This window comes from Amycolatopsis sp. M39 (genome assembly GCF_001651785.1).
GTDB classification, from domain to species: Bacteria; Actinomycetota; Actinomycetes; order Mycobacteriales; family Pseudonocardiaceae; genus Amycolatopsis; species Amycolatopsis rubida.
Genome location: NZ_LWSF01000001.1, coordinates 785,409 through 806,296 on the forward strand (window position 1 = coordinate 785,409; position 20,888 = coordinate 806,296).

Below are 20,888 nucleotides of genomic sequence, written 5' to 3' on the forward strand. Positions count from 1 at the left end.
GCCGGAGTTGCGGTTGACGATCCGGAACCAGCCGTCGCCGTTGTCGGTGAGTCGCCAGAGATTGATCCGCGGTGCCGTTGTCGGTGTACTGGACGACCACCGCGCTGTCCGCAGTGGACATCTGATCGACACCGAGTACCTTGGCCGAGTGGTGGTTGCGGATCCGCCTTCGCCGGACTCAAAGCCGGTGCGTCGGGCTTCCTGCTCAAGAACACCAGACCGGAGGAACTGCTCACCGCGATCCGCACGGTAGCCGCCGGCGACGCGGTGGTCTCCCCGCGCGTCACCGGCTGCCTGCTGGAGAAATTCCGCCCGCACCTCCCCGACGACGCCACCACCGCCCGCGATGAACGGCTCAGCAGACTCAGCGCCCGCGAACGAGAGGTGCTGGTCCAGGTGGGCTGCGGCTTGTCCAACGCCGCGATCGCGGCCGCCTTGCACCTCGCGGAGGCGACGGTGAAGTCGCATCTGGGGCGGATCCTGCACAAGCTTGAACTCCGCGACCGGGTCCAGGCGGTGATCTTCGCTTACGAGAGCCGCCTCATCCGCCCGGTGTGAGATGGCGGTTTCGAGTATCGGGCCAGTGCGGTGCCGCCGGCAGGACTGTCAACGGATCGGATCCGGGCTGAAGAGGGGCTTCATCGGCAGGTCGAGGCGACCTGGGGGCGCCCCCGGGTCGCGGACCTGACCGTTCCGCGCGATCAGCGCTGCGAGTGCTGACCCCGGACCAGCGAAACCGTCTGGCTCCTCGTCCTCGCGACCGAAGCCGACGTGATCGACAGGCCAGCATCCGGAGCCTGCCGGACGACGGCTCTCGACGAGGAACTTGGCCGGTCGCCGACCTGCGGAGCGCGTTCGTGCAGGGCGGGCAGTGTCTTCGGCTCGGCTTCATCCGTGGTGATCTGGCGGCCTCACGAACGTTGCGGAGCAGTGGGCATATCCCGGCTGCCGCGCTGAGGTGACGGAATTCGCTGACTTGCGGGGAAGGCGATCGCTATTCGGGAAATGACGAAGAGCATCGCTCAGCGAAAAACGTGAATTGACTGGCTGAAAGCTACTGCCGGATTCCGCGGGCACTCGCGTCGGTGTTCGAGAGCCTGCCCGGGAATGCGTCGATGTGTGCCGCCAGGGCTGCCCGGTCGAGTTGGGCAGGCACGGGGCTGAGCTGTTCGTTGTGGCGTCCGTCGAGGACGTCGGCGACGAACTGCGCGACGATGCCGGGCGGGGGCGCGAGGTGGCCGCGGAGGCGGCGGATCACGGGCGGACGGTCGTTGCCGCGTGGTTCGATCGCGATGGACCAGCCGAGTCGTTCGTCCCAGACGAGCATCAGGTCGCGCCGCGGGAGCGCGGCGGTGCTGGAGCTGAGGCCGAGATAGGCAGTGGCGGTGTCGGTGACCTCGTGCGTCACCGCGTCGAGGGGGACGCCGATCTGCTCGGCGACCTGTCGGACGTAGCTTGCCAGCGCGGACTCCAGGCTCGGTGCCGTGGCACCGGGTTCGAGGTCCAAAATGGACAACAGGAGGGTTTCGTCGTCGCGGTCGCGCGCCTTCCGGGCGACGGTGCGTGCGGCGAGGGCGCGGTGCTGCTGATGTTCGCGCAGGTGGGCGGTGCGGCAGGAGGCGAGATGCGCTGCCGTGCCCTCGCTCGGCGGGGCGGGAGTCGAGATCACGGTCGGTACCTCGAAACCCGGAACGTTGAGTGGGGCGGGGATGCGGGTGGGCGCGGCCGGCGTGGTGGTGATCAGAGGACCGACACCGCCGTGGCCTGCGGGCCGCGGTTGCCCTGGCCGACGTCGAACTGCACGCGGGCGTTCTCGTCGAGACTGCGGAAGCCGCCGCCGGTGATTTCCGAGTAGTGGACGAACACGTCGCTGCCACCGTCGTCGGGAGCGATGAATCCGAATCCCTTTTCGGAATTGAACCACTTCACAGTACCCTGGGACATCAGAATTTTTCCTTCTCGCGTCGAGTATGCGGCGCAACCTCGTACGAGGCGGCCGGGTCGCGAGCGTGAAATCAAAGAGCCCCGAAAGGGGACAGAGCCGACGCTCGCCAAAAACCTCTGCGGGCGTCAGGAACAACGAGCACAAAAATCTTTAACCTTGAACAGTGGAGCACACCGGCACGCGGGCCGTCAAGCAAGGGCCCTCCGCTGGCGGTTTCCCTCTGATGCGCGTAGTGTCGTCAGGAGCAGGCTCGCGCCGCGCCTCCGACTCTGGGTCACGAGGAACCTTGGCGACGCTGTCCGAGCTGCGACCAAGCCTCTGCCCGAACCCGGTGCGCGTCGACCTGCTCGACGCCGCTGTTCGGTGCTCATGCGTCACCGTCGGCCGTGTTCACCTTCCGGCCTCTTTTCCAGGAGTTTCTTTTGTCGCGCACACCCGTACATTCCCGCAGCGCCCGCGTCCCGGCTTCACCGGTGCTGTTCAGTCATCCCGACTCGCCCGCCGCCGGACGCACGCTCTCCGCCGCCGATCACCGCCGCAGCCGCGGCGTTCGGTTTTCCTCCTTCGCCGCCGGAGCGTCTGCGACGTCGCGCTGGTGAACGCGTCGGCGGGGTAAGGCAGCCTGCTCGCCGAAGTTCGCGAAGCCGGGCTGCTGCGCCGCCGCCGCTGCTAGCACGCCGCGGTGATCACCGCGGACCTGGCGGTGTTCTCTGGACCGTGGGTCGGGTTCGCGTTCCTGGGCGGCACGTGGTGGCAGCTGCTGATCGCGGTTCTGCTGGCCGTGGTGTTCGCGCAGCTGGCGTTCGTCGGCCACGACGCCGGGCACAAGCAGATTTTCCGGACCCGGCGTCGTGCACGGCGGTCTGGTCGGGATGAGCTACCAGCGGCGGATCGCCGGGCACAACCGGCACCACGCCGACCCCGGCCACGAGGAGCACGACCCCGACCTCGACCTCCCGGCGCTGGCTTTCACCAGCCGGCAGGCCCGCGTGAAACAGGGTTTTCTCCGCTGGCTGGCCAAGAATCAGGCGGTTCTCTTCTTCCCGCTGCGCACCCTCGAAGGGCTCAACCCGCACGTCTTGGGAATCCGGGCGGTGTGGCGCGGCGAGACGAAGATGCGCCGCGTCGAAGGCACCTTGCTGACCGCGCCGTCACGGGCTGCCGCACGCGGTGTTTCTCGTGCTCTCGCCCGGTCACGTTCGTCGTGGTGCACCAAGCCCTCTGGGGCATTTACCTGGGCTGTTCGTTCGCGCCCAACCACAAGGGAATGCCGACGACGACCGGCAGGCCTGCTCCGGCAAATGCTGAGCTCGCGCGACATCCGCGGCGGCCTGAACTACCAGATCGAGCACCACCTCTTTTCCGGCATACCCCGCCCGCACCTGCGCCGCACTCACCCGATCGTGGAACGATTCTGCCGTCAGCACGAGATCCCTTACGCACAGAACTGGTCTGCTGCACTCCTGCCGGCCGGTCCTCGGCCACCGGAATCTGCTCGGCGCTCCGCTGCGTGCCGCAGACCGTCTTACCGGTTCGGTGCGGAAGTACTGGGACGGCTGCGCCAGCCACGTCGAAACGGGTTGCGACCTGGGCAAAGCCTGCCTGCCGAGCGGGCAAGGAAAACCGTTCTTGAGGCCGACCCGTTCTGGTGCCCGCAGCGCGCAAGGCAATCGCTGGCGAATCGAGTGTGCGTCATCCTCGTCAACTCGAAGCACACCGGGCGCATGGTGCGGAATCGGGTAGTTGCGCAGCCTGTCCATGAACCCCGCTGATCGGACCAGCAGCCTCGGCGGAGCAAAAGGCCGCTCACGACGCCGTCATCGTGTCGTGTGCGCGCAGCAGGCGGCGAGGGTGGTGACACTGCTGTTGAACGTTGCGGATCGGGTGGTCCGAGGCGGGCCCAGGACTGCTCTGGGACGCTGAATCCGGATCGGAACAGCGGTTTGGCTCATTCTCAAAGCCGAAGTACGACCGCGCTGAGCGGGAATCCGCGGAGGACCACCGGAGGTGCTGTCGCCTGCCGATTTCCGAGGAGAGGCCACGGAGGCCTTCGCGGGTCGGCGCGAGAACTTGGTCGGGTCAGCTCGGCGGCGCGGCGCTCGGGAGTCCCTGACACCGGTCCTTCCTTCGCGCAGCCCTCGCCGGAAACGGCCACGCGCGCACAAAGACCGGCAAAGGCGGGCTGGTCCGAGACGGTCGAGGCAATCGCCTGACTCGACGATCGGCCCGCGGGCGATGACGGCGCACGGGTTCAGCCGATGCCGGGCACGAGTTGTCGCTGCCGCCCGGTCGTGCGGAACCGGCGCACCGCTCGGCCGGGATCGGGTCTCGGCGGGTTCCCGGCTGGATGAGCGCCGACCAGTACGAGTACTGGCGGCACACCGACCTGACCGTCGACGTGGTGCCCGGGCGGGGAAACGAGTTCTCCCTCGAAGCACCGGAAGGCGTCCGGTTCCAGGTGCGGTCGAGGATGCGCAAGGACGCGGGGGCGAGCGCGCGGCAGCCGCCAGCCCCGGCGCTTCGGCGGACCGGCTTGCCGTAAGCACCCCGGTGGGCTTGGCCCCGTCGTTCGCGGAACCCGGGCAGCAGCGGTACCCGGCACAACCGGGCGGCGACGCGGGTGCCGCGGTGTGCGGAGACGAACCGGCGGCCGCGGGTCAACGACTCATCCCGGCTCACGAGCCGCCGACCGCGCCAACGCGATCTCATCCCGAAGGCCGGAATCCGGGGAACGGCGGCAAAGCCAGGCCCAGTCGCGCTGATTGGACCTGCGGTCCCGCCGTCTGAAAACGAAAAAGGGAGGATGTCATCTCTGACATCTCTCCCGTTCCCATCCTTGTGGTGCCCTCGGCAGGATTCGAACCTGCGACACCTGCCTCCGGAGGGCAGTGCTCTATCCCCTGAGCTACGAGGGCTCGCTTGCGCGACTGGACAGAGCCTAGCGCATGCCCCGTTCCGGTCGTGCACAGGAGGGTGCTTAACGCGGTAGCGTCGAACCGTCGACGCGGAGGGAGGCGGCGGTGAGTGCCGAGCCGTTCCAGGTCAGGGCGGCTGAAGCGGACATCGACGACGTGCGGGCGCGGTTGCGGCGCACTCGGTGGCCGGAAGCGGAGACTGTCGGCGACTGGTCGCAAGGGGTGCCGCTGGGCTATGCCGAGGAGCTGTGCCGCAGCTGGGCCGAGGACTACGACTTCGGGTTCGCCGAGCGGCTCAACGTCTTCCCGCAGTTCCGTCAGGAGATCGACGGCCTCGGGATCCACTTCGTGCACCTCCGTTCGCCGGAGCCGGACGCGTTTCCACTGGTGATCACGCACGGCTGGCCTGGTTCGGTGCTTGAGTTCCTCGACCTCCTCGGCCCGCTGGCCGACCCGCGGGCGCACGGCGGCGACCCGGCGGACGCGTTTCACGTCGTCGCGCCTTCGTTGCCGGGGTACGGCTGGAGTGCCAAGCCGGGCGAAACCGGTTGGGGCGTGCGGAAGATCGCGACGGCTTGGGATCAGCTGATGGTCTCGCTCGGCTACGACCGCTATGGCGCGCAAGGCGGCGACTGGGGTTCGGCGGTCTCGGGCGCACTCGGCGAGGTGGCGCGGGAGCGGGTCGCGGGGGTGCACGTCAACATGGCGGCCGCGCCGGCGGGCGACTTCGAGGACGAGACCGCCGAGGAACGCGAAGGCGCGCGAGCGGCGGCGGAGTTCCGGCGCACCGGCCGGGGGTATTCGGGGCAACAGGGCACGCGTCCGCAAACGCTCGGCTACGGCCTGACCGACTCGCCGGCCGGTCAGGCAGCCTGGATCGCCGAGAAGTTCTGGGCCTGGACCGACAACAACGGTCACCCGGAGGACGCGGTCACCCGGCAGCAGCTGCTCGACGCGATCTCGGCGTACTGGTTCACCGCGTCGGCGACGTCGTCCGCGCGGCTGTACTGGGAGAGCTACCGCAGCTTCGGCGATCTCGTCACGGCGCCGTCCGGCATCTCCGTCTACCCGCGCGACATCGTCCGCCCGTCGCGGCGGCAGGCGGAGCTCAAGTACACCGATCTGCGCTGGTTCGAGCGGTTGCCGCGCGGTGGGCACTTCGCGGCGATGGAGCAACCGGCGTCGCTCGTCGAGCAGATCCGCGGGTTCTTCCGGCTCGTGCGCTGATCTTTCCCACCTCGCGGAACAGGGCTGGGAGAAACGCTCCACCAGGCATTAGAGTGAAGTTAGGCTACCCTGTATTGCACATATGCGCATGTCACTATATATTCCTCTCGACACCGAAACCCGGGAGGCGAGCGATGGGACACGGGCACGGCCACGGGCACACCGCCGCTCCGGCGAGCGCGTCCGGCCGCTACGTCCGCGCGCTGCTGATCGCTCTCGCGGTCGGCGCCGGGTTCATGGTGCTGGAGTTCGCGGTCGGCTTCGCGACCGGTTCGCTCGCGCTGATCTCCGACGCCGCGCACATGTTCACCGACGTTCTCGGCGTCGGAATGGCGCTCGCCGCGATCGTGCTCGCCCGGCGCAGCGGGCCGACGCCCAGCCGTACGTTCGGCATGTACCGGGCGGAAGTCCTCGCCGCGCTTGCGAATGCGGTGCTGCTGTTCGGTGTCGCGGGGTACGTGGCGGTCGAGGCGATCGGCCGGATCGCCGACCCGCCGGAGGTGCCCGGCCTGCCGGTGCTGCTCGCCGCGGCCGCGGGTCTCGTCGCCAACGTCGTGTCGTTCCTGGTGCTGCGCTCGGGTGCGAAGGAGAGCCTGAACGTCCGCGGCGCGTACCTCGAAGTGCTGGCTGACCTCGTCGGTTCGGTCGGCGTGCTGCTCAGCGGCGCGATCACGCTCACCACCGGCTGGCGCTACGCCGACCCGATCATCGGTGTCGCGATCGGCCTCTTCGTGCTGCCGCGCACCTGGACGCTCGCCCGCCGTGCGCTGCGGATCCTGTTCCAGCACGCGCCCGCCGGTGTGGACGTGGGCGAGATCAGCACCGAACTCGCCGCGCTGCCGGGCGTCGCGGACGTGCACGACCTGCACGTCTGGACCCTCACCTCGGGTATGGAGGTCGCTTCGGCGCACCTGACGATGCAGGCCGGCGCCGAACAGTCCACCGTGCTCACCGAGGCGCAGGACCTGCTGTCGGTCCGCTACGAGATCAAACACGCGACGCTGCAAGTCGAGGGACCGCAATGCGCCCGCCGGTGCACGGAGCTGTCCTGGTAGACCGGGGGTTATGCGCAAGGACTTCGACCCCGCACAGCTGGCCCCGAACGCGTTCTACCACCTGATGACCGCGACCGTCGTACCGCGGCCCATCGCCTGGGTGTCGAGCATTTCCCGCGACGGAGTGGACAACCTCGCGCCGCATTCGTTCTTCACCGTCGCCTCGCCCGCGCCCGCGGTCCTGCAGTTCACCTCGGTCGGCCGGAAAGACACCCTGCGCAACGTCGAGGCGACCCGGCAATTCGTGGTCAACCTCGCGCCCGAGCCGCTGTTCGAGCAGATCAACGCCACCGGCGCGGATTTCCCGCCGGAGCTGAGCGAATTCGACGAGGCCGGGCTGACCCGCGAGCCGAGCCTGAAGGTCCGCCCGCCGCGGGTGGCGGAATCGCCGGTGGCATTCGAATGCGAACTGCACAGCACGGTGGGTTTCGGCCGCTCGACGGTGGTGTTCGGCCGGGTCGTGCACCTCGCGGTCGCCGAGAACGTTCTTGACGGCGACCATCCGCTGATCGAGCGGCTGCGGCCGCTGTCCCGGCTGGGGCGCGACGAATGGGGGACGCTGGGCGAGGTCAAGGACCTGGCGCGGCCTGCGTACAAAAGCTCGGGAGTGCTCTAGGGGAAAGGCAGCGGCTGCGCGTCCCGCCCCTTCAGCATGAGCTTCATCTGGTCCATCTCCGCCCCTTGAGACACCAACATGCTGCGGCACAACGCTTTCACCGCGTCATTGGACGTGTGGTCCTGCGCGTACTCGGCCATCGCCACACCGCCCTGGTGATGCCGCAGCATCAGCTGCAGGAACTCGACGTCCAGCGCGCGGCCGGACAGCGAGCGCAGCTTCGCCAGGTCCGCGTCGGTGGCCATGCCCGGCATCGGCGCGCCGCCCGCCGGGCTGCTCGTCGGCATCCGCATGCCCGCGTGGCCCATCGGCTCGGTCATCCACGTCATGTACGCGCCGGTCGCCTGTTCGGGCTGGTCCCACAGCATGAGCCAGCCCTTCATCCGCCCGACCTGCTCGGTCTGCGTGCGCTCGATGTCGAACGCGAGCTGGCGGATCTCCGGGTCGGTGGAGTGGTCGCGCGCCCAGCCGGCCATGGTGACCGCCTGCAGGTGGTGCACCGACATGTCCTGGGCGAACCCGACCTCGACCGAACCCGCACCCGGCGTCGCGGGCACCGCGTCGCCGCCGTCGGTGAGCCGCGTCGCGAAGACCCCGATCGCGGCCCCGACCAGCAGCACCGCGATCAGCGTCCCGCCGATGACCACCCACCGGGACCAGCCGGTCCGTTCCACCGGAGCGGACTCCCCGGCGAACTCGGCGGAGCGGGCGGTTTCGACGCCGCCCGCCTCAGCCTGGCCGGAGTGGCCGGAGCCGTCTTCGGTGCGGCTCACGGTCACTGCCCGGCCGGCGGGGTCCCCGGCATGCCGCCCTGCTCGCCCTGCGCCCCGGTGCTGCCCTTGTAGTCCATCGGCTTCGCGTCCTTGCCCGGCTTGCTCGGGTCGAACTTCGGCGGGTTGGCCGGGTCGAACATGCCCTTGCCGAGCGCGTCGCACGAGGCGCCGATCTCCGGGTACACACCGTTCGGGTTGGTCCGCAGCGCGGCGATGAACTGGTCGATGCGCGGGTCGTCGGCGCTGTCCAGCTTCAGCTGGTGGCCCCACGACTGCAGCGAGATCGGCTTGTCCAGGCCAGGGTAGGGCGACATCATCGTGTAAGGCTTGCCCTTGACCCGCGCCTCGAGCAGCGGGATCTGGTCGCCCTTGACCTTGTCCGGGTTGTAGGCGATCCACACCGTGCCGTGCTCAAGCGCGTGCACCATGTTCTCGTTGCGCACCGCGGTCGGGTACACGACGCCGGTGCAGGTGGCCCAGTAGCCGTCGTGCGGGCCGCCGAAGGGCGGGCTCTGGTCGTAGGCCACCCGCTCGGTGGGCAGAATGTGCACCGATCCGGCGTATTGCTTGGTGACCACGCCGGGGATCTTCTTCGACGGGTCCGGGTTGCTCGCGGTCGGCGCGAAGGACGCCGCCGCCTCGTCCCGGGAGGCCTGGTCGCGCTTGGGCGCGGAGGCCTGCAAGTAGTAGACGATGACGCCGGCCAGCAGGGCGACCACCACGACGACGCCGATGATGGTGCCCCAGGGCGTACGCTTGCCCATGACGACCGAGCGGTTCTTCGCCGCCTTCACCGCGGACGCGGACGAGCCCTTCTTCTTGGTGGTCCCGTTGGCCATGATTGCCGAGATCTCCTCGTGAGAGCGGGGGAGGGATCCGGACGGACCCTGCCGGTAGCCCAGTGTAGAGACCGCGCGTGCGATCACCGTGAACACCCACGGGCGCCCCGGCGAGGGGGAACATCCGCCTCCGGTGTGCCCGCCGTCTCGCCAGCCTGTACCGCCGGAAGCGCGCGGCTGAAGCGCACCTAGAATTCGGCGAGTGACTCCCGCCGCTCTCGCCGATCTGGTCCGCAGCTCCGCCGTGCAGGTCCTCGCCGCACGCGGCGTCGACGCCGCCGTGCTGCCGGAGACCGTGACCATCGAACGCCCGCGCAACCCGGACCACGGAGACTACGCGACCAACCTCGCGCTGCAGGTGGCCAAGAAGGCGGGGATGGCCTCCCGCGAATTCGCCGAGGCGCTCGCCGAGGTCGTCGCCGGCGCCGACGGCGTGACCGCGGCCGAGGTCGCCGGACCGGGCTTCCTGAACTTCCGGCTCGCCGCCGACGCGCAGGGCGAGGTCGTGCGCCAGGTGCTGGCCGCGGGCGCGGAGTACGGCCGCGGCGACGCGCTGGCCGGGCGCCGGATCAACCTGGAGTTCGTCTCCGCGAACCCGACCGGCCCGATCCACCTCGGCGGGACGCGCTGGGCCGCGGTCGGCGACGCGCTGGGCCGGGTGCTGGGCGCACAGGGCGCGGAAGTGATCCGCGAGTACTACTTCAACGACGCCGGCGCGCAGATCGACCGTTTCGTGCGTTCGCTGATCGCCGCCGCGAAGGGCGAGCCCGCGCCGGAGGACGGTTACGCGGGCGGCTACATCAGCGACATCGCGGCCGAGGTGATCAAGGCCGAGCCGAGCGCGCTGAGCCTGCCCGAGGACGAGCGGCACGAGACGTTCCGGCGCATCGGCATCGACCTGATGTTCAGCCAGATCAAGCAGAGCCTGCACGAGTTCGGCACCGATTTCGACGTCTACTTCCACGAGAACTCGCTGCACGAGTCCGGCGCGGTCGCCGCGGCGGTGCAGGAGCTGAAGGACTCCGGCAACCTCTACCTCGCCGACGGCGCCTGGTGGCTCAAGTCCAGCGAGTACGGCGACGACAAGGACCGGGTCGTGCTCAAGAAGGACGGCAACCCGGCCTACATCGCGGGCGACCTGGCCTACTTCAAGGACAAGCGCAACCGCGGCGCCGACCTGTGCATCTACATGCTCGGCGCGGACCACCACGGCTACATCGCGCGGCTCAAGGCGGCCGCCGCGGCGTTCGGCGACGACCCGGCGACGGTCGAGGTGCTGATCGGCCAGATGGTGAACCTGGTCAGCGACGGCAAGCCGGTGCGGATGTCCAAGCGCGCGGGCACCGTGATCACGCTTGAGGACCTCGTGGAGGCGGTCGGCGTCGACCCGGCCCGCTACGAGCTGATCCGCTACTCCGTCGATTCCTCTTTGGACATCGATTTGGACTTGCTGCGCAAGCATTCCAACGACAACCCGGTCTACTACGTGCAGTACGCGCACGCCCGGTTGTCGTCGCTGCGGCGCGGTGCGGCGGACCTGGGCCTCAAGATCGGCGAGGACGTCGATTTCGGGCTGCTCACCCTGCCCGCCGAAGGCGACCTGATCCGCACCATCGGCGAATTCCCCGCGGTGGTGCGCCGGGCGGCGGAGATGCGCGAACCGCATCGCGTGGCCCGCTATCTTGAGGAACTGGCCGGCGCGTACCACAAGTTCTACACCGTGGGCCGGGTCCTCCCGCAGGGCGACGAGGAGGCCACTCCCCTCACGTACGCCCGGCTCGCCCTGTGCGAAGCCGCGCGCCAGGTCCTGGCGAACGGCCTGTCGCTGCTCGGTGTCTCCGCTCCGGAACGGATGTAAACCATGGCGCACCCCGCGGGCCCCCGCCACGCCGACGTCTACCCCCATGCCGACGCCTCCGGGTTCCCGCCCGCGAGCGCGGGCGAACTCGACCAACTGCCCGCGAAAGTGTGGCCGCGCAACACTTATCGCGCCGCGGACGGCGTCGTCCGAATCGCCGGCGTCGACGTGCGCGATCTCGCGCAGACATACGGCACACCGCTGTTCGTGGTCGACGAGGCGGACTTCAAGTCCCGCTGCGCCGACTACGCCGAGGCGTTCGACGACCCGGCGCTCGTGCATTACGCGTCGAAGGCGTTCCTGTCCGTCGAGATCGCCCGGTGGGTGGCCGAACAGGGCCTGAGCCTCGACGTCTGCAGCGGCGGCGAACTCGCCGTCGCGCAGCGCGCGAACTTCCCGGTGGAGCGGATCACGTTCCACGGCAACAACAAATCAGTCGCCGAACTGGACGCGGCCGTCGAGGCAGGCGTCGGCACCGTCGTGGTCGACTCGTACTACGAGATCGCCCGGCTCGCCGAAATCGCCGCCGCGCACGAGGTTGAGCAGAAGGTGCTCGTCCGGGTGACGGTCGGCGTCGAGGCGCACACCCACGAATTCATCGCGACCGCGCACGAGGACCAGAAGTTCGGTTTCTCGCTGGCTTCCGGCGATGCCGCCGAAGCCGTGCGCCGGGTGCTGAACGCGCCGTCGCTGAAGCTGGTCGGGCTGCACAGCCACATCGGTTCGCAGATCTTCGACGCGGACGGTTTCGAGGTCGCCGCGCGCCGTGTCGTCGGGCTGCTCGCCGAGCTGGCCAAGGAGCACGGCCGGGACCTGCTGGAGCAGATGAACGTCGTCGACCTCGGCGGCGGTTTCGGCATCGCCTACACCGAAAAGGACAACCCGCCGCCGCCGGCGCAGATGATCACGCAGATCCGCGAGATCGTCCGCAAGGAATGCGCGTACGCGGAGCTTCCGGTGCCGCGCATCGCGGGCGAACCCGGCCGCGCGATCGCCGGTCCGGGCACGTTCACGCTGTACGAAGTGGGCACGATCAAGGACGTCGCGCTCGGCGACGAGACCGCCCGCCGGTACGTCAGCGTCGACGGCGGGATGAGCGACAACATCCGCACGGCGCTCTACGACGCGGTGTACGACTGCCGGGTGGTTTCGCGGTCGGCCTCCGACGGCGACGAGCCGGTGACCCCGGCGTTGTCTCGCGTGGTGGGAAAACACTGTGAGTCCGGTGACATCGTCGTCCGAGACTGCTGGCTGCCAGACACGCTGGCTCCCGGCGACCTGCTGGCCGTCGCGGCGACCGGCGCCTACTGCTACGCGATGGCCAGTGGTTACAACCGGCTGCCGCGGCCCGCGGTGGTCGCCGTGCGCAACGGTGCCGCCCGGCTGCTGCTGCGCAGGGAGACGACGGACGACATGCTGCGCCTGGAGGTTTGAGAAGTGTCCACTGTGTCTCCGAAAGGCCTGTCTCCAACCGACCGCGCGCCCATCCGGGTCGCGATGCTCGGCTGCGGCACGGTCGGCAGCGAGGTCGCCCGGCTGCTCACCGAACAGGCCACCGAGCTGGCCGCTCGTGCGGGCGCGCCGGTGGAACTGGTCGGCATCGCGGTCCGGCGTCCGGACAAGCACCCGGAACTGCCCGCCGAACTGCTGACCGACGACGCCGCGGCGCTCGTGGTCCGCGACGACGTGGACGTAGTGGTCGAGCTGGTCGGCGGGATCGACCCGGTGCGCAGCTGGCTGCTCGCCGCGCTGAACGCGGGCAAATCCGTGGTCACCGCCAACAAGGCGCTGCTCGCCGAGCATTCGGCCGAACTGTTCGAGGCGGCCGACGCCAGCGGCGCGGACCTCTACTTCGAGGCCGCCGTCGCCGGGGCCATCCCGCTGCTGCGCCCGCTGCGCGAATCGCTGGCGGGCGACCGGATCACCCGCGTGATGGGGATCGTCAACGGCACCACGAACTACATCCTCTCCGCGATGGACGCCACCGGCGCGGGCTACGCCGAAACGCTCGACGAGGCGAGCCGGCTCGGGTACGCGGAAGCGGATCCGACTGCGGACGTCGACGGCTACGACGCCGCGTCGAAGGCCGCGATCCTTGCCTCGCTGGCGTTCCACTCGCGAGTCACCGCGAAAGACGTGCACCGCGAAGGCATCGCCGACGTCACGGCGTCCGATCTGGCCGCGGCGCGCACGCTCGGCCGCACAGTGAAGCTGCTGGCGATCTGCGAACGCGTGACCGCGGACGACGGCACGGAATCGGTGTCCGCCCGCGTGCATCCGGTGATGATTCCGCGCAGCCACCAGCTTGCTGGCGTCAGCGGCGCGTTCAACGCGGTCTACGTCGAAGCCGACGCGGCCGGCGAGTTGATGTTCTACGGCCAGGGCGCCGGTGGCGCACCGACCGCCAGCGCGGTGCTGGGCGATCTCGTCGCGGTAGCGCGCAACCAGGTGCACGGCGGCCGCGGCCCGCGCGAATCGGCGCACGCCGCGCTTCCGGTGCGGCCGATGGGCCAGACGCCGACGCGCTACCACGTGAGCCTCGACGTCGCGGACCGCGCGGGGGTGCTCGCCCAGGTGGCGCAGGCGTTCGCCGCGCACGGCGTGAGCATCGCCGCGGTGCGCCAGCGCGACGCGAACGACACGGCGAGCCTCGTCGTGGTCACTCATCTCGCACCCGACGCGGCTTTGCAGTCCACTGTGGACGAAATCGCGAAACTCGATGTGGTGCACGAGGTTGTCAGCGTGATGCGGGTGGAAGGCGAAGACCAGTGAGCGCAGCTTGCCAGCGAACCGTGGATATCGAGGCGGAAGCATGAGTGCGTGGCCGGGGATTATCGAGGCCTACCGCGACCGGATTCCGGTCCCAGACGGGGCGCGCGTGGTCACGCTCGGCGAAGGCAACACCCCGCTGCTGCCCGCCGCGCACCTGTCGGAGCTGACCGGAGCCGAGGTGTACCTGAAGGTCGAGGGCGCGAACCCGACCGGCTCGTTCAAGGACCGCGGGATGACCGTGGCGATCACGCACGCGCTGGCGAGCGGTCTCAAAGCGGTGATCTGCGCGTCCACCGGCAACACCTCGGCCTCGGCCGCCGCGTACGCCGCACGGGCCGGGCTCACCTGCGCGGTGCTGGTGCCGCAAGGCAAGATCGCGATGGGCAAGCTCGCCCAGGCGGTGCTGCACGGCGCGCGGATCCTCCAGGTCGACGGCAATTTCGACGATTGCCTCGAACTCGCCCGCAAGACCGCGGCGGACTATCCGGTCACGCTGGTCAACTCGGTCAACCCGGTGCGCATCGCCGGGCAGAAGACCGCGGCGTTCGAGATCTGCGACGTGCTCGGCGCGGCCCCGGACGTGCACTGCCTCCCGGTGGGCAACGCGGGCAACATCACCGCGTACTGGAAGGGCTATTCGGAGTACGCCGCGGACGGTGTGGTCAAGAACACTCCGCGGATGTTCGGTTTCCAGGCCGCCGGCGCCGCGCCGCTGGTACACGGCGAACCGGTCGCCGACCCGGACACCATCGCGACCGCGATCCGCATCGGCAGCCCCGCTTCGTGGGACGGCGCGGTGCACGCGCGCGCCGAATCGAACGGCCTGTTCGACGCGATCACCGACGAGAAAATCCTTGAGGCGTACCGGCTGCTGGCCCGCCGCGAGGGAGTCTTCGTGGAGCCCGCGTCCGCTACGAGCGTGGCCGGCCTGCTGGCCACCGCGGCGGACGGACGGCTGCCGAAGGGCGCGAAGGTGGTCTGCACGGTCACCGGGCACGGCCTGAAGGACCCGGCGACGGCATTGGAGGGCAACGTCGAGGTGGAACCGCTCGCGGTCGATCCGACGGCCGTCGCGGCGGCGCTGGACCTGCGATGACCGGCCCGGTACCCGCTTCGCCCGCATCGCCCCGAGGTGGCATTGGGTGCTCCGTCCATGCCCCTGCCGCCGCACTTCACGGAGGCGCTGCGCGCCGCTGGCTCATTTCCTGCACCCAATGCCACCTCGGGGCGCGGTCGTGACGGCGGTGACCGGGCTCCGCGCGACGGTTCCGGCGTCAACGGCGAACCTCGGCCCGGGATTCGACGCACTCGGCCTCGCCCTTGCCCGCTACGACGTGGTCGAACTGCAGGTCACCGAGGGCGGCTTGAAGATCGAGGTGCTCGACGCGGGAGCGGGCGGCGTCGAGGACGTGCCGACCGACGAATCCCACCTGGTGGTCCGCGCGCTCCGGCGAGCCTGCGAACACCTCGACGTGCGGTCGCCCGGCCTGCATCTTCGTTGCCACAACAGTATTCCGCACGCGCGCGGCCTCGGGTCGTCGGCGGCCGCGGTGGTGACCGGCGTGGCGCTGGGCTACGCGCTGGCGGAGCGTCCGCTCGACGCCGACGCGCTCCAGCTCGCAGCCGAGTTCGAGGGCCACGCGGACAACACGGCGGCGAGCCTGTTCGGCGGGCTCGTGGTGGCGTGGTCCGAGGACGGCCGGTTCCGCGCCGAACGCGTGGAGCCGAATGCGGCGATCCGGCCGGTGGTCGCGGTGCCCGCGGAGAAGTCGTCCACCAACATGACGCGGGGGCTGCTGCCGTCGCAGGTGCCGCACGCCGACGCGGCGCACAGCGCGGGACGGGCGGCGCTCGCCGTGCTGGCGGTCACCGAACGGCCCGAACTGCTGATGGCTGCCACCGAGGACCGCTTGCACCAGGATTACCGAGCCGAGGCATACCCGGCGAGCACGGAACTCGTGCGCACGCTGCGTGCCCACGGCGTTCCCGCCGCCATTTCCGGGGCCGGTCCGACTGTGCTCGCTCTCACGCTCACGGGAATACTCCCGGCGGGAGTGGACGTTACCGGGTTTGACGTCGCCGAATTGCCCGTGGACCGCGATGGCGTGCAGGTTGTGGCCGGGTGACGACCTGGTCACAGGCTGGACGGCAGCGTGCGCCACGCGGGGGGTGGTTGTTGCACCCGGACAGGGCGCGGTCTACCCTCGGGGGCGTTCGATCACCGTGCGTTTCCGCACCCGATGCCGGGCCTGTCCGCCCCTAGCGGCGGCTCCGGTCCGCATCCTTCGTCGATCCGCCGATTCCGCACCGCCCGGCACGCGGGAGGCGGAGGGACGCAGGCGGGTTTCCGGTTCCGGCGGTGCCGAATTCCGCTTTCTCCGTCCGGAGGGGGCAAACACCCTGTGCTGGCGGCGCTTCGCTGTGTCTCGCACGGCTGGGCGCGAGCCGTCCGCATCGGAGGCAGAAGCCGTCTCGCTACCGGCGGCAGTCCGCTGATCCACCTGGAACGTGGATCGGTCAGGAAGGACATGTGTGAGCAACACCGATCTGTTGAGCGGCGACGTGGAGACCCCCGCCGCGGCCGCTGAAACCAATGGGACCGCGGCCGCTCCGAAGCGCCGCGCCGGGGGCCTGTCCGGAATGGTCATCGCCGAGCTCCGCCAGCTGGCGGGCGAACTGGGTGTGGGCGAGACCACCGGCATGCGCAAAGGGGACTTGATCGCCGCGATCCGCGAGCGCCAGGGCAAGAGCAAGAAGCGCGCCGCGGCGGCCGAGACGCTGCCGCTCGACGGCGTCGGCGAGCCGGTCAAGGCGGAGAAGGCCGAGAAGCCCGCCCGCCGGGCCAAGGCCGACGCGCCGAAGGCGGCCGCGACCGAGGCTCCCAGCAAGACCGAGGCCCCCAAGGCCGAGCCGGTCAAGGCGGAGACTCCCCAAGCCGACGCCCCGAAGGCGGAGACCGCGCAGGACGGCAAGCCCGCCGCGCAGGAGCGCCCGGAGCGCCACGACCGTTCCGAGGGCCAGTCCGAGGGCCAGTCCGAGGAGGGCGGCCGCAACCGGCGCCGCCGCGGCGGCGCGAACCGGGGCGACGGCCAGCGCGACCAGCGCGGCGACCGCCAGGGCGGCAACCGCGACAACAACCGGGACAACCGCGACAACAACCGCGATAACCGGGACAACGGCCGCGACAACCGCGACGGCAACCGGGACAACCGCGGCGGCCAGGACAACCGCCAGGACAACCGGCAGCGGAACCAGCAGGACAACCGCGACAACCGGAACAACGGCCCGCAGGACGACGACGAGGAAGGCGGCCGCCGCGGGCGCCGCTTCCGCGACCGCCGCCGCCGGGGCAGCGGGGGCGGCCAGCGCGAGGGCGGCGCTCCGGACACCGAGATCCGCGAGGACGACGTCCTGCTGCCGGTCGCGGGCATCCTGGACGTGCTCGACAACTACGCGTTCGTGCGCACCTCGGGCTACCTGGCCGGGCCGAACGACGTGTACGTGTCGCTGTCGCTGGTCCGCAAGTTCGGCCTGCGCCGAGGCGACGCGATCACCGGTGTCGTGCGCCAGCCGCGCGAGGGCGAGCAGCAGCGGCAGAAGTTCAACCCGCTGGTGCGCGTCGACTCGATCAACGGCCTGGAGCCGGACGAGGCCAAGCGCCGTCCCGACTTCACCAAGCTGACGCCGCTGTACCCGAACGAGCGGCTGCGGCTGGAAACCGAGCCGCACAAGCTCACGACCCGGGTGATCGACCTGATCATGCCGGTCGGCAAGGGCCAGCGCGCGCTGATCGTGTCCCCGCCGAAGGCGGGCAAGACCACGATCATGCAGGACATCGCGAACGCGATCACCACGAACAACCCTGAGGCCCACCTCATGGTCGTGCTGGTCGACGAGCGTCCGGAAGAGGTCACCGACATGCAGCGGTCGGTGAAGGGCGAGGTCATCGCCTCCACCTTCGACCGCCCGCCCTCCGACCACACCTCGGTCGCCGAGCTGTCCATCGAACGGGCCAAGCGCCTGGTCGAAATGGGCCACGACGTGGTCGTCCTGCTCGACTCGATCACCCGGCTGGGCCGGGCCTACAACCTGGCCGCTCCGGCGTCCGGCCGGATCCTGTCCGGTGGTGTCGACTCGACCGCGCTGTACCCGCCGAAGCGTTTCCTCGGCGCCGCGCGCAACATCGAGAACGGCGGCTCGCTCACCATCTTCGCGACCGCGATGGTGGAGACCGGGTCCACGATGGACACGGTGATCTTCGAGGAGTTCAAGGGCACCGGCAACGCGGAGCTCAAGCTCGACCGCAAGATCTCCGAGCGCCGCGTGTTCCCGGCGGTGGACGTCAACCCGTCCGGCACCCGCAAGGAAGAGCTGCTGCTCTCGCCGGACGAGCTGGCGGTCACGCACAAGCTGCACCGGGTGCTGCACGCACTGGACTCGCAGCAGGCCATCGACCTGCTGATCTCGCGGCTGCGCAAGACGAAGACCAACATCGAATTCCTGATGCAGGTCTCGAAGACCGCCCTCGGCGGCGGAGACGACGACTGAGTCTCGCCGCCACGCGAACCGGCCCGCCCCCATCGGCTTGGGGGCGGGCCGGTTCGCGTGGCGGTCCGTGAAGGACTCCGTGCGGGAATCAGATTCCTTCAGGGAGCCCTTCACGGACTTTTCTGCCGCACCGGGGAGGTGGCGCGGCAGAAAGCTCAGTGGCGGGGGACAGCGGCCGGGGTCCAGCCCCGGTAGTTGTTGAAGTAGCTCGTGGAGCTGCCGTGGCCGATCTTGCCGCCGACGCTGGTGGCGTAGAAACCGCCGTTGCCGTCCGCGATGCCGACGTGGCCGTAGGCGCTGATGTTCCAGTACACGAACGAACCGGCGGGCGGCTTGCCGCTGGTGTGCTTCGGGCTGGCCCCGTTCCAATGTGCGTTGGCCGACGCCCAGACCCCGGTGACGCCGTAGGAGTTCTCCGCGGCCTTCTCGCAGTAGTGCTCCCACCCGGTGCTTCCGGCGTGCGCCTTGTACCAGGCGACCGCACCGGCCGGAGTGCCGTCGGCGGCTCCGGTCAGGTTCGCCTCGGACAGCTCCGAGAACGTTCCGGCGGCGGGGTTCACGTCCGCGGCGGTGATTCCGCCGGAAGCATTCGCGGCAGGCGCGAAGACCGCGGCGGAAGCGGCGAGTGCGAGCGCCGCGGCCGGCTTCGCGAGCCGGGTGAGCAGGTCGGTCGTGCGCATGTCCGGACCTCCAGTAAGTGAGCGATTCACGAACTCGGCCAGCTTCACGCCAGCGGGTACAAAATCCGTACAATGCGAATTTCCTTCACCGCCGGCCGTCGCGACCGGCGGCGGAATACCTGGTCACCGGGGTGTGTTGAAGCCCTTGCCAGCGCGTCTGGCAGAATGACCCGCTGAAGTCCGGCACCGGTTCACCCCGCACTGGGGACCCGGGGCCAACGAGAGAGGACACCATGAAGAGCGGTATTCACCCCGAATACGTGGCCACGACCGTCACGTGCAACTGCGGGAACAGCTTCGTCACCCGCAGCACGAAGGAGTCGGGTCAGATCCACGTCGAGATCTGCTCGAACTGCCACCCCTTCTACACCGGCAAGCAGAAGATCATGGACACCGGTGGCCGGGTTGCCCGGTTCGAGAAGCGCTACGGCAAGCGTCAGCAGAAGACCGACGCCAAGTAGCTTGTTCGACGGCGCCCACCCGCACGCCCGGGTGGGCGCCGTTGTTCTGTCCGGGCCTGTTCGCGAGAGGGAGACGGCGAAGTGGATTCGAGTTCGCTCAAGGGGCTGCTCGACGAGCACGCACAGCTGGAACAGCAGCTCGCCGACCCCGCGGTGCATGCCGACCAGGCCCGTGCCCGCAAACTGGGCCGCCGCTACGCCGAGCTGAGCCCGGTCGTGCGCGCGGTGCGCGAGCTGGACCAGACCCGCGACGACCTGTCCGCGGCCAGGGAACTGGCGGCCGAGGACGCGGCGTTCGCCGCCGAGGCCGAAGAGCTGACGGCGAAAATCCCGCAGCTCGAAGCGAAACTCACCGAACTGCTGCTGCCGCGCGACCCCTACGACGGCTCCGACGTCGTCATGGAGATCAAATCCGGCGAAGGCGGCGAGGAATCCGCGCTGTTCGCCGGCGACCTGCTGCGGATGTACCTGCGCTACGCCGAGCGGCACCACTGGAAGGCCGAGGTGCTCGACTCGACGGAGTCGGACCTCGGCGGCTACAAGGACGTCACGCTGTCGCTCAAGAGCAAGGCCGCGGACGTCGAAGGCGTCTGGGCGAGGCTGAAGTTCGAGGGCGGCGTGCACCGGGTGCAGCGGGTGCCCGCGACCGAATCGCAGGGCCGCATCCACACGTCCGCGTCCGGCGTGCTGATCTACCCGGAACCGGAAGAGGTCGAGGTCGAGGTCGACCCGAACGACCTGCGCATCGACGTGTTCCGCTCGTCTGGTCCCGGCGGGCAGAGCGTCAACACCACCGACTCGGCAGTGCGGATCACCCACCTGCCGACCGGGATCGTCGTGTCGTGCCAGAACGAGAAGTCGCAGATCCAGAACCGCGCGCGGGCGCTGCAGGTGCTGCAGGCCCGGCTGCAGCAGGTCGCCGAGGAAGAGGCGGCGGCGAAGGCGTCGGACGCGCGCCGTTCGCAGGTCCGGACGGTGGACCGTTCGGAGCGGGTGCGGACGTACAACTTCCCGGAGAACCGGATTTCGGATCACCGGGTGAACTACAAGGCCTACAACCTGGACCAGGTCCTCGACGGCGAGCTGGACGGGGTGCTGGACGCGCTGGCGTCGGCTGACCGGGAGGAACGGCTCGCCGCTCAGGCTGGCTGATTCTCCGGCGGCGGCGGGGATTTCCTCGGTGCGAAGAACACCAGCAG

General features: G+C 69.7%; 18 protein-coding genes, 1 tRNA gene and 3 pseudogenes. 14 read left to right on the forward strand and 8 right to left on the reverse strand.

What is annotated here, in order from left to right:
- Positions 1-3 precede the first annotated feature (3 nt).
- Positions 4-132, reverse strand: a pseudogene (locus A4R44_RS49925) (hypothetical protein); the annotation flags it as partial.
- A 33-nt stretch (positions 133-165) separates the two neighbouring features.
- Here A4R44_RS49925 and A4R44_RS03715 point away from each other — a divergent pair.
- A pseudogene (locus A4R44_RS03715) lies at positions 166-558 on the forward strand (LuxR C-terminal-related transcriptional regulator); the annotation flags it as partial.
- 496 nt (positions 559-1,054) lie between these two features.
- Here A4R44_RS03715 and A4R44_RS03720 read toward each other — a convergent pair.
- The 3 genes from A4R44_RS03720 to A4R44_RS49930 form a co-directional block, all read right to left on the reverse strand.
- Positions 1,055-1,669: a DUF6292 family protein gene (locus A4R44_RS03720; protein ID WP_232791483.1), complete on the reverse strand. Its 615-nt coding sequence runs from the start codon at positions 1,667-1,669 to the stop codon at positions 1,055-1,057.
- A 71-nt stretch (positions 1,670-1,740) separates the two neighbouring features.
- On the reverse strand, positions 1,741-1,944 hold the full coding sequence (locus A4R44_RS03725; RefSeq protein ID WP_067576327.1) for a cold-shock protein: 204 nt from the start codon (positions 1,942-1,944) through the stop codon (positions 1,741-1,743).
- 530 nt (positions 1,945-2,474) lie between these two features.
- Complete coding sequence (locus A4R44_RS49930) at positions 2,475-2,771, reverse strand: hypothetical protein (protein WP_067576328.1); 297 nt, start codon at positions 2,769-2,771, stop codon at positions 2,475-2,477.
- Positions 2,772-2,934: 163 nt separating this feature from the next.
- On the opposite strand from A4R44_RS49930, the gene A4R44_RS45220 reads away from it, so the two are divergent.
- Complete coding sequence (locus A4R44_RS45220; RefSeq protein ID WP_232791484.1) at positions 2,935-3,717, forward strand: fatty acid desaturase; 783 nt, start codon at positions 2,935-2,937, stop codon at positions 3,715-3,717.
- A gap of 566 nt (positions 3,718-4,283) precedes the next feature.
- A pseudogene (locus A4R44_RS03735) lies at positions 4,284-4,487 on the forward strand (DUF779 domain-containing protein); the annotation flags it as partial.
- 297 nt (positions 4,488-4,784) lie between these two features.
- Here A4R44_RS03735 and A4R44_RS03740 read toward each other — a convergent pair.
- Positions 4,785-4,860: transfer RNA gene (locus A4R44_RS03740), tRNA-Arg, on the reverse strand.
- A 105-nt stretch (positions 4,861-4,965) separates the two neighbouring features.
- Here A4R44_RS03740 and A4R44_RS03745 point away from each other — a divergent pair.
- The 3 genes from A4R44_RS03745 (at position 4,966) to A4R44_RS03755 (ending at position 7,758) form a co-directional block, all read left to right on the forward strand.
- A complete protein-coding gene (locus A4R44_RS03745) occupies positions 4,966-6,087 on the forward strand; it encodes an epoxide hydrolase family protein (protein ID WP_067576329.1) in 1,122 nt (373 codons plus the stop codon).
- 134 nt (positions 6,088-6,221) lie between these two features.
- Positions 6,222-7,142, forward strand: coding sequence for a cation diffusion facilitator family transporter (locus A4R44_RS03750; RefSeq protein ID WP_067576330.1), 921 nt, complete (start codon positions 6,222-6,224; stop codon positions 7,140-7,142).
- A gap of 10 nt (positions 7,143-7,152) precedes the next feature.
- Positions 7,153-7,758, forward strand: coding sequence for a flavin reductase family protein (locus tag A4R44_RS03755; protein ID WP_067576331.1), 606 nt, complete (start codon positions 7,153-7,155; stop codon positions 7,756-7,758).
- Here the strand turns inward: A4R44_RS03755 and A4R44_RS03760 are convergent.
- A complete protein-coding gene (locus A4R44_RS03760) occupies positions 7,755-8,432 on the reverse strand; it encodes a DUF305 domain-containing protein (RefSeq protein ID WP_067576613.1) in 678 nt (225 codons plus the stop codon). The two genes, A4R44_RS03755 and A4R44_RS03760, sit on opposite strands and share 4 nt — an antisense overlap.
- Positions 8,433-8,533: 101 nt before the next feature.
- Positions 8,534-9,370: a DUF3105 domain-containing protein gene (locus A4R44_RS03765; protein ID WP_067576332.1), complete on the reverse strand. Its 837-nt coding sequence runs from the start codon at positions 9,368-9,370 to the stop codon at positions 8,534-8,536.
- Between the two features lie 202 nt (positions 9,371-9,572).
- On the opposite strand from A4R44_RS03765, the gene argS reads away from it, so the two are divergent.
- From argS to rho, 6 genes are all read left to right on the forward strand, one after another.
- Positions 9,573-11,228 carry an arginine--tRNA ligase gene (gene argS, locus A4R44_RS03770; RefSeq protein WP_067576333.1) on the forward strand — a complete coding sequence of 552 codons (1,656 nt, stop codon included), beginning with the start codon at positions 9,573-9,575 and terminating at the stop codon, positions 11,226-11,228.
- Positions 11,229-11,231: 3 nt separating this feature from the next.
- Positions 11,232-12,662 (forward strand): diaminopimelate decarboxylase, encoded by a 1,431-nt coding sequence (lysA, locus tag A4R44_RS03775; RefSeq protein ID WP_067576334.1) that lies wholly within the window; start codon positions 11,232-11,234, stop codon positions 12,660-12,662.
- Between the two features lie 12 nt (positions 12,663-12,674).
- Entirely contained in the window at positions 12,675-14,000 is a 1,326-nt protein-coding gene (locus tag A4R44_RS03780; RefSeq protein ID WP_255366056.1) for a homoserine dehydrogenase, read from the forward strand.
- Positions 14,001-14,040: 40 nt separating this feature from the next.
- Complete coding sequence (thrC, locus tag A4R44_RS03785; RefSeq protein WP_067576335.1) at positions 14,041-15,096, forward strand: threonine synthase; 1,056 nt, start codon at positions 14,041-14,043, stop codon at positions 15,094-15,096.
- A gap of 118 nt (positions 15,097-15,214) precedes the next feature.
- A complete protein-coding gene (thrB, locus tag A4R44_RS03790) occupies positions 15,215-16,126 on the forward strand; it encodes a homoserine kinase (protein WP_202506111.1) in 912 nt (303 codons plus the stop codon).
- A 406-nt stretch (positions 16,127-16,532) separates the two neighbouring features.
- Positions 16,533-18,548 carry a transcription termination factor Rho gene (gene rho, locus A4R44_RS03795; RefSeq protein ID WP_067576336.1) on the forward strand — a complete coding sequence of 672 codons (2,016 nt, stop codon included), beginning with the start codon at positions 16,533-16,535 and terminating at the stop codon, positions 18,546-18,548.
- 155 nt (positions 18,549-18,703) lie between these two features.
- Here the strand turns inward: rho and A4R44_RS03800 are convergent, their stop codons facing one another.
- Positions 18,704-19,228: a hypothetical protein gene (locus A4R44_RS03800; protein WP_067576619.1), complete on the reverse strand. Its 525-nt coding sequence runs from the start codon at positions 19,226-19,228 to the stop codon at positions 18,704-18,706.
- 233 nt (positions 19,229-19,461) lie between these two features.
- Here A4R44_RS03800 and rpmE point away from each other — a divergent pair, with 233 nt between their 5' ends.
- Together rpmE and prfA are read left to right on the forward strand one after the other, a co-directional pair.
- The gene (gene rpmE / locus A4R44_RS03805) at positions 19,462-19,689 is read left to right on the forward strand and encodes a 50S ribosomal protein L31 (protein WP_067576337.1); all 228 of its coding nucleotides are present in this window, start codon (positions 19,462-19,464) and stop codon (positions 19,687-19,689) included.
- A gap of 81 nt (positions 19,690-19,770) precedes the next feature.
- Positions 19,771-20,841, forward strand: a complete 1,071-nt coding sequence (prfA, locus tag A4R44_RS03810; protein WP_067576338.1) for a peptide chain release factor 1 — start codon at positions 19,771-19,773, stop codon at positions 20,839-20,841.
- Positions 20,842-20,888 lie beyond the last annotated feature (47 nt).